The organism is Mycobacterium sp. (genome assembly GCF_049802695.1).
Taxonomy (GTDB): domain Bacteria; phylum Actinomycetota; class Actinomycetes; order Mycobacteriales; family Mycobacteriaceae; genus Mycobacterium.
In genome coordinates this window covers 1-2,879 of sequence record NZ_JBARMY010000415.1, presented here as the reverse complement: position 1 = coordinate 2,879, position 2,879 = coordinate 1, and the positions used below count along the sequence as shown (strand labels likewise).

The 2,879-nt window shown below is 66.9% G+C and carries 4 protein-coding genes; all 4 read right to left on the bottom strand.

The annotated features are described in order from the left end of the window. Positions 1 to 364, bottom strand: a 364-nt coding sequence (locus tag WA317_RS16945) for a translation initiation factor IF-2 N-terminal domain-containing protein (RefSeq protein ID WP_425174132.1), incomplete at its 3' end; no start/stop codon positions are given. A gap of 77 nt (positions 365 to 441) precedes the next feature. Then, positions 442 to 678, bottom strand: a complete 237-nt coding sequence (locus WA317_RS16940) for a YlxR family protein (RefSeq protein WP_425174131.1) — start codon at positions 676 to 678, stop codon at positions 442 to 444. A gap of 218 nt (positions 679 to 896) precedes the next feature. Then, entirely contained in the window at positions 897 to 1,943 is a 1,047-nt protein-coding gene (gene nusA, locus WA317_RS16935) for a transcription termination factor NusA (RefSeq protein WP_425174130.1), read from the bottom strand. A 96-nt stretch (positions 1,944 to 2,039) separates the two neighbouring features. After that, positions 2,040 to 2,597, bottom strand: a complete 558-nt coding sequence (gene rimP / locus WA317_RS16930; protein ID WP_425174129.1) for a ribosome maturation factor RimP — start codon at positions 2,595 to 2,597, stop codon at positions 2,040 to 2,042. Positions 2,598 to 2,879 lie beyond the last annotated feature (282 nt).

Here is a 2,879-nt window from a genome sequence, read left to right as displayed (position 1 = left end):
CCTCAGGAGTCGCCTTGACCACGGGTGCCGACGGCTTGTGTTCGGGGGTTTCGGCCGGAGCCGCTGGAGCGGAGGCGGTGGCGCCGTCTCCGCCGGCAGGCCGTACGGGCGTCACGGTGGCGGAGCCGTTTCCACCGGCTTGAAGGTTGGGTCTGCCTGCGGCTTTCGTTGCGACGTTCGAAGCATTCTCCGAGGCCGCTTTGCCGCCACCGAACGACTCGCGCAGCCGTCGCGCGACGGGTGCCTCCACCGTCGATGAGGCGGATTTGACGAATTCGCCCTGTTGACTCAGCCGGGCGAGCACTTCCTTACTGGTAACACCGAGTTCCTTGGCCAACTCGTGTACGCGGGCCTTACCTGCCACTACTTCTCCTGTCCATGAGGCGACAGCGGTAGTAGGCCGCGCCTCGGGTTTAGCTATGACACATGGTCATTCGAACTTCACGGTGTGCTCATGTTCTTCGCTGCCTGTCTGTTGCCGGGGGTGCCGAGCACACGAACCTGCTCGACCACCGCGGAGGTGTCCGGTGAACCGGTGATGCGCAACGCTTTGGTGAAAGCTCGCCGCCGAATCGCTTCGTGTGCGCACTGCGGCGCCGGGTGCAACCACGCACCCCGCCCCGGAAGACTACCGGTTGCGTCAACGATTACGGCGCATTCACCGTTCCCGGTCGACACAGCCACCACTCGAAGCAGTGCGACGGCCAACTCTCGCTTTCGGCAACCGACACATGTGCGCACCGGACCCTCGCTGCGCCGATGTGCCGAGGCCGAAGTCTCGCGCTGGATCACGGTTGAGTCTACCGTCCTGGCAACCGGTGGACACCACCGGAGGTGGCTGAGCCAGCGAAACCCCGCTCCTCCGCCGCCGCCTGTCGCCGGCATCGCCGCCGGGGCTAGCTTTCGCGGGCAACTCCGTGGCTGGCGCCGTGCTCCGGCCGAGGGCCGGCCGGTTGCACCGGCGAGTCACCCCGAATATCGATACGCCATCCGGTGAGCCGGGCCGCCAGCCGGGCATTCTGGCCCTCCTTGCCGATGGCCAGCGACAGCTGGAAGTCGGGTACCACCACCCGTGCGGCGCGCGCGTTGGGGTCGATGACTGAGACCGAGACGACCTTGGCCGGCGAAAGCGCATTGGCCACGAATCGGGCCGGGTCCTCGTCGTAGTCGATGATGTCGATTTTCTCGCCCGACAGTTCGCTCATCACATTGCGCACCCGCTGTCCCATCGGTCCGATGCAGGCACCCTTGGCGTTGAGCCCCGGCACCCGCGACGCCACCGCAATCTTGGACCGGTGACCGGCTTCCCGGGCGACCGCGACGATCTCGACGGACCCGTCGGCAATCTCCGGCACCTCCAACGAGAACAGCCTGCGCACCAGGTTGGGATGAGTGCGCGACAAGGTGATCAGCGGCTCACGCGCACCGCGGCTCACGCCGACGACGTAACACCGCAGCCGGTCGCCGTGCTCATAGGTCTCGCCGGGAACCTGTTCGGCCGCCGGGATGACGCCCTCGGACCCTTTGGTCTCGCTGCCCATCCGCACGACGACCAGACCTCGCGCGTTGGCGCGGCTGTCGCGCTGGATCACTCCGGCCACGATCTCGCCCTCGCGGGTGGAGAACTCGCCGTAGTTGCGCTCGTTCTCGGCGTCGCGAAGCCGCTGCAGAATCACCTGGCGCGCGGTGGTCGCCGCGATCCGGCCGAAACCCTCAGGGGTGTCGTCCCATTCACTCAGGACGTTTCCGTCTTCGTCGGTCTCGCGGGCGAGCACCCGCACCACGCCGGTTCTGCGGTCGATGTCGATGTGGGCGTCGGCCTGGTGTCCCTCGGTGTGACGGTAAGCGGTGAGCAGCGCGGATTTGATGGTCTCGACGACGACGTCCACCGAAATGCCTTTGTCCGCCTCGATCGCATGCAGGGCGGCCATGTCGATGTTCATGCGCCGCTCCTCCGCATCGCTACGCTCTGCGTCGTCGCCGGCGGGTTCATGCGCCGGCCCTCCCCATCGCTACGCTCTGCATCGTCGCCGGCGGGTTCATGCGCCGGCCTCCGTTCCCGCGCTCCGGCTGATGCCCGCCAGCTCCAGCTCTCGCTGCGGTGGCGCCGAGAACTCCACTTGCACAACAGCTTTAGCAATCTGATCGAGAGCTATTTCGCGCAGCGCCCAATCGCTGCGGCCGTCGCGTACCACCAGGGTGGTCGTCGTGCCGCGCGTTTCGCCGACCCGGCCGGTCAGCTGGGACCCGTCCGACAGCAGCAGCTCGACCTTGCGGCCGCGCGCTCGACGGAAGTGCTTTGCTGTGCTCAGCGGCCTTTCGACACCGGGCGAGCTGACCTCCAGCACGTACCCGCCGTCGGTCGCGTCCTGGCCGTCCGGGCCGTCTAGTAGGTCGTCCAGCAACGTCGAGGCTGAGCGGGACAACTCGGCGATCGTGTCCAGATCAAGTGCGCTGTCACCATCGGCGATCACCGTGATCCGCGGCGGGCGAGCGCGCGCGTCAATGACGACGTCTTCGATGTCATAGCCCGCACGCACGAAAGTTCCACGGAGTAGCTCGATTACTTGCGTCTGCGACGGTAGCCGGGTGGCCACAGCGAGCTCCTCATCTTGAATTGTCCGGTCAACGGCGGGATGTCGCCCGGCGGGCGGCTCCAGCGGCCATCCGGCGCGCGGCGGTTGGCGTTCCACTAAGAACCAGCTAACCAACCATACGCCAGGAAACTCTCACCGGTCCGATCGCGCTTTGGTGGTCACCGCATCACGAACTGGGCTCGCCGCAATGGCAGGATGTGGCTGTGCCAAGCACCGTCCCGGTCCTCAGCAGGCGATGCATGCTCGCCGGCGGCGCGGCGTTGGCCGCTCTCGGGCTGCTCG

What these genes read in the sequence shown, in the direction of transcription:
- nusA (WP_425174130.1), bottom strand. Translation starts at nt 1,943, where the DNA reads ATGAACATCGACATGGCCGCCCTGCATGCGATCGAGGCGGACAAAGGC.